The sequence below is a fragment of the Streptomyces griseorubiginosus genome (assembly GCF_017614965.1).
In the GTDB taxonomy this organism is placed as follows: Bacteria; Actinomycetota; Actinomycetes; order Streptomycetales; family Streptomycetaceae; genus Streptomyces; species Streptomyces griseorubiginosus_B.
Genome location: NZ_WVUG01000447.1, coordinates 1 through 5,521 on the forward strand (window position 1 = coordinate 1; position 5,521 = coordinate 5,521).

At 73.0% G+C, this 5,521-nt stretch carries 2 protein-coding genes; both read right to left on the reverse strand.

The window, feature by feature from the left end; translation table 11 throughout:
- Window positions 1-88 precede the first annotated feature (88 nt).
- Complete coding sequence (locus tag GRC12_RS41470; protein ID WP_208785618.1) at window positions 89-1,297, reverse strand: FxsB family cyclophane-forming radical SAM/SPASM peptide maturase; 1,209 nt, start codon at window positions 1,295-1,297, stop codon at window positions 89-91.
- 110 nt (window positions 1,298-1,407) lie between these two features.
- Window positions 1,408-5,418, reverse strand: a complete 4,011-nt coding sequence (gene fxsT, locus GRC12_RS41475) for an FxSxx-COOH system tetratricopeptide repeat protein (protein ID WP_208785619.1) — start codon at window positions 5,416-5,418, stop codon at window positions 1,408-1,410.
- Window positions 5,419-5,521 lie beyond the last annotated feature (103 nt).

Here is a 5,521-nt window from a genome sequence, read left to right on the forward strand (position 1 = left end):
AGGCACGACGGGCTCGCTCCTCACGGACGGGACGGACACGGGCGGCACGGGCGCGTGCGGCGGGATGGCGGGGTGGCGGCGTGGCGGGTCATCTCGGGGCCGGTCGGCTCGCCGCTCCCAGTGTGGTGAGGTCCCGGTGCAGGCGGGTGGTGATGTGGTCGATCAGGGCGGCGAGGTCGGGACAGTACACGGACGGCGCCGCGAACGGGGTCGGCGTGGCACCCGGGCGGTAGCGGTGGGCGTACAGGCCTCCGCCGCAGACCGCCGAACGCGGGCAGGCCGCGCACACGGGGGCCAGCCCGGCCCGCCCCCGCTGCCGGGCCCGGAACGCCTCGTGGCGGGCGGCGTCGGTGAAGCTGTGCGTGAAGACGTCGAGGCCGGTGGCCGGGGCGCCGTCGTAGGCGACCTTCAGGGAGTCGGCCTGTTCGATGGTCCCGTCGGTCTCGACCACGACCAGGTCGACCGGGGCGAGTCCGACCGCTTCGCTGCGGGCGGTGCCGCCGAGCAGCAGGGCCGCGATCTCCTCGAAGAACCGGATCCCGGTCTCCCGGCGGGGCGCGCCGTACCAGCGGTCGAAGACCGCACAGAGCCAGCGCGCGTACGGCACCGGCTCCCCCGGCTCGGCTCCGGGCGCCGTCGGGGGCAGGACGGTGCGGCCGGCCAGTCCGGGCGGCGGGGTGTGCCAGGTGCCGTGCGGAAGGAGCAGATCCAGACGCGGCGGGGCGAACTCGAGCAGGGCCTCGTAGGTCTCCACCGGGTCGGCGGCCAGGTCGACGGTGCACAGCAGCCCGGCGTACAGCGGGCGGTACGGACCGTCGGCGAGGAGCCGCAGGGCCCGGGCGACCCCCGCGTGGCTGCCCCGCCCGTCGGGACGCCGCCGGTGCCGGTCGTGGGTGGCGGCGGTGCCGTCGAGGCTGACCCCGATCCGCACCCCGTGCCGGGCCAGCACCGGCAGCAGCGCCGGGTCCTCGACGAGCCGCAGCCCGTTGGTCTGCAGGGTGAGCCGCAGGTCCGCCACCCCGGCCAGGGCGTCGGCGAGCTCACCGAGCAGCGCGTCCAGCCGGGCGGCGCCCACCAGCAGGGGCTCGCCGCCGTGCAGCACGACATGCACCTCGCCCAGACCGTGGTCCCGGGCGTGCCCGGCGATGAGGGCCGCCGTGCGCCGCACGGTGCGGGGGTCCATGACCCGGGGGCGGTCGCGCCAGCTCTGGTCCGCCGACTCGTACACGTAGCAGTAGTCGCACGCGAGGTTGCAGCGGCTGTGGATCTTCAGCAGGAACTGCCGGAAGGGGACCATGGGGCCAGCCTCGCTGGATCGCACCGGTGCCGGGCCGGGGCTCGGCGGGTGCCCGCATCCTACAACCCGTCAACTGCCGGGTCCGCCGGCGGCGTCGGCCGCCGGGCGGCTCAGATGGTCGGCGGTTCGATGTCGGAGTCCAGCCGGATCCCGGCCGCGACGGCCAGTGTCGTCGGGTGCTGCGCCCCCAGGGTGCGCTGCGCGCGGTCCAGGGCGTCGCGGTGCAGTCGGTCCGCCTCCGTCGTACGGCCGAGGGTGCGCAGAGTGAGAGAAAGGTTGGAGGTGGCGCCGATGACGTCGTAGTGGTCGGCGCCGAGGGCCGCGAGCAGACCCTCGCGGGCCCGGGTCTCCTGCTGCGCGGCCTCCTCCGTCCGGCCGGCGGCGATCAGGTCGTTGGCGTGGTTGAGGCCACAGCTGAAGGTGTACGGGTGGGACGCCCCGAGGACCTGGACCAGCTGTTCCATGGTGCGTCCCGAGGACGCGAGCGCCTCGTCCGGGCGGCCCAGCACGCCCAGGTACACCGTCATGTTGCTGGCACAGACCAAGGTGACCGGGTGTTCCTCGCCCAGGTAGTCCTTGTAACGGCCGAGCGCCTTCTCGGCCAGCTCCAGCGCCCGCATCGGGTCACCGAGCGCGGCGAGGTCGCTGGCCAGGTTGCAGGCGGCGGCGAGGGTGTCGTAGTGGTCGAGGCCGTGGGTGCCGATGCAGCGCTCGTAGATGTCCTGGTCGACGTCCCGGGCCTCGGAGTAGCGGCCGTCCCGGCGCAGAGCGACGGCCAGGTTCTTGCGGGCCCGCAGGGTGTCGCTGTGTCCGTCGCCGAGGACCTGGTGGTAGAGACGGGTGGTCGTCTCCAACAGCTCCAGTGCTGCACGGAGTTGTCCGGTCTCCCGCAGGTCGCGGGCGTAGTTGTTGGCGTAGTTGAGGGTGGTCGGCTTCAACGCTCCCTGGTTCTCCCGCTGTCGTTCGTAGGCCGCGCGGTGCAGTTCCAGGGCGGCCCGGCGGTCACCCGCCAGGTACTCCGACATGCCCAGGTTGTTGGCGTATATCAGCGTCCGCCGATCGTCCTCGCCGAACTCCCGGAGCGCCATCCGGTGGGTGTTGCGGTCCAGTTCGCGGGCCTCCTGGTAGCGGCCGAGGGCGCGCAGGTCGGCGCCGACGTTGCCGGCCGCGGCGAGGGTGTCCGGGTGGTCGCCCCCCTTGGTCGCGGTGAGGCGCTGCAGTACGTCCGAATTCGTCTGGTACGCCGCCACGAACCGACCTTGTGAGCGCAGCACGTTGCCGAGCTGGGTGCGCAGCAGCAGGGTCTGCGTGTCGTCGGAGCCGGCACCGGAGAAGTCCGGCCGGCCCCAGCGTTCCAGGGTGCGTTCGGCTAGGTCCAGGGCGGTGTCGTAGAGGCTGCGGCGCCACAGGTAGCGCACGGAGTGAATGATGAGCCGACGGACCTCGGGATCGGGGTCGGCGGCCGCACGCGAGGGCTCGAGGTGGGGCAGGAGTTCGTCAAACTCGGCCCAGTCCGTGGTGGCGTCCGGATCACGGGGCTTGGCGTCCACCAACGCGGTGTGGACCACCCTGCGCAGTTCCTGCCAGCGCTGCGTGCCGACGCCGTCCCGGACGACTGCCTGGATCAGCCGGTGCACGGTGAGGGTCTCGCTGCCCCGGTCGAAGCGGGCCAGCCCGAAGCGGTTGAGGGCCCGCAGCAACTTGGCGACGGCCACGTCGGCTTCGGCGGCGTCGATGGCGAGGGCCCGGGTGACGGCCCGGCTGTAGAGGAGCCGCATGGGGATCGGATCAGGGCCGAAGAAGGAGCAGATCTCCAGCATCTCGACGGCGGCCGGGTTGCTCTCGCGCAAGTCGTCCACCGTGATCTGCCAGGTGCGGGCGGCCGAGGTGGGGTACTCCCGGGGCGGAAGGGGGGTATGTTCGAGGATGTCCGTGGGGCGGTCGCGCAGCCGGGTGAGGTAGATGTCAACCGGCATGCTGCTCTGACTGAGCCAGACAGCCGCCTGTCCCACCGCGAGCGGCAGGTCGCCGAGTTCGTGGGCGATCTGCTCGGCGTCCCCGACGGCGAGCCGCGGGTTGGACCGGCGCAGCACCTCGACGCTCTCCGCGCGGGTGAAGACCTCGACCTCGGCCCGGCCCACGCTGTTGACCCAGGCCCGGTCCCGCGAGGTGATCAGCACATGCCCGCCGGGCGGCCCCTCCGGAATGAGCCCGTCGAGTTCGGTGGGGCTGCCGGCGTTGTCGTACACCAGCAGCCAGCGGCCGTACGGCCGTCCCTGGGCGAGGGCTCGCAGCACGGTCTCGGCGGTGGAGCCCACGTCCTCGCCGCGTTCCAGGCCGAGGTCGGGGGCGAGGTCGGCCAGCGCGGAGCGGATCAGGCCGGGCTGGGCGGCGTTCATCCACCAGACCACGTCATAGGCGGCCCGGTAGCGGTGTGCGTACTCCAGGGCGGTCTGGGTCTTGCCCATGCCGCCGAGTCCGTACAGCGCCTGGCTGGTCACGGCGGCTGTGGGTCCGGCGGTGAAGTGGTCGCGCAGTCGCTCCAGGAGCGGACCGCGCCCGACGAAGCCGAGATGGCGGGAGGGCAGTCGAAGGGCCGCCGGTATCGTCCCGGGGAAGATCGGCAGGGCCGTGCCCAGCGGCGGCGTGGAGCCGTCGGAGAGGCGGCGGCCCGGCGGCGGCCCGAGGGCGACGAGGAGCTGGTCGAAGGCATCGGCGGCGCCGCAACGGCTGAGGTCGGCGGCGACGCTGTCGAAATACGCCTCAGCGGCGGCCGGGTCGAGTTCCTGGAGGCGGACGGCGACCAGGCCGGGACCTGCTGTCGTGTCGTGTCCGGCCAGCTGCGAGCGGATCGCGGCGGCCCGGGACTGGTCCGCGTACTCCGGCGACAGCAGGGCCAGCACCCGGCCCAGGCCGCCCAGGGTGCCGGCCACCTCGGGCAGCACGGCGCCGTCCGGTCCGACCGTGCTGTGCAGGGAGACCTGGTAGCCGACGGACTCCAGGACCTCGGCGGCCCATTCGGCCCACATCCGGCCCAGCGGCGCGTAGCTGATGTAGATCTGGGTGGGCAGGGCGCGGGGGGCGCGCAGGTAGGCGGTGCGCAGTTCCGTGCGTCGGTCCGCGGGCAGCGGGGTGAAACGGGTCACCCGGCCCTCCGAGATCCAGTCGGTGAGCCGCACGAAGGCGGTGAGCAGGGAACGCTCCTGGCGGGGCCGGTCGGCGACGGTGGCCGGGATCTCCTCGTAGGCGTAGAACGCCTTGTAGGGCACCTCGATCTCGCCCCAGTAGCGGGTGCGGTCCTCCTCCGGCAGCCAGTCCAGGAAAGGATCGAACTCGCTGCGGCAGTAGTCCCGTCCGGCCTCCAGCCGCTCGGTCTCGGCCTCCTCGACGCGCATAGGGACCGGGAGCACTTTGATGGGGCGGGGCGCGGAGTGCCGGACGGTGGCTGCCGCCTCCACTCCGCCGCGAATGTTCTGGGCGTTCATGGTGAAGCAGTCGACGAGGACGTCGGGTAGCAGAACGGTGCAGATGCCGCTCGTGTCGCTCACGCCGGTCCTGCTGTCGATGAGGACGTAGTCGTAGGAGGCGATCATCCGCTCCCGCAGGGCCTGCAGGAAGTGGCCGCCACCGAGGTCGTTGTAGAAGGTGTGCCAGTTGAAGCTGGTGACGGCGGCGGAGTAGGCGGCCGACTGCCGTCCGGCGGGCAGGAAGTCCAGCCGCCCCCCGGAGGGTTGCTCCAGCATCAGTCCCACGGTGTACGGCGCCGGGTCCGCGGCGTCGCGCAGCCAGCCCTCGGTCCCGTCCGCCGCCGCGGGGTGCGGTCCGGGGCCGCTGCCGGCGCCCGCGCGCGCCGGGGGCTCCGCGCGGCTGATCACGGTGCGCACATAGGACTGCACCATGTTGATCAGGCCGTTGGAGGAGCGCAGTTCGGGGTCGACCAGCAGCGGGTGGAGGTACCGATGCAGACCGGGCGCCTCGAGGTCCCAGTCCACCAGCAGCACCCGGTGGCCCGCGCTCGCGAGGATCCAGCCCACGTTGGCCAGCGCCATGGTGCGTCCGGTGCCACCCTTGAACGAATAGAACGTGACGATCTTGCCCGGTCCGTCAGGCCTACTGGTCATCATCGTCGGGTCCTTGGTCGCGGGTCGTGGGCGGTTGGCCGGGCGACTCTTGCGGGTCGCCGGGGCCGGGCCCGCCGTACGGGGGGCCGGCCCAGGGCAGCGG

Excerpts from the sequence above, each read along its gene's own strand:
- fxsT (WP_208785619.1), bottom strand. The coding sequence starts at position 5,418 with ATGACCAGTAGGCCTGACGGACCGGGCAAGATCGTCACGTTCTATTCG.
- GRC12_RS41470 (WP_208785618.1), bottom strand. The coding sequence starts at position 1,297 with ATGGTCCCCTTCCGGCAGTTCCTGCTGAAGATCCACAGCCGCTGCAAC.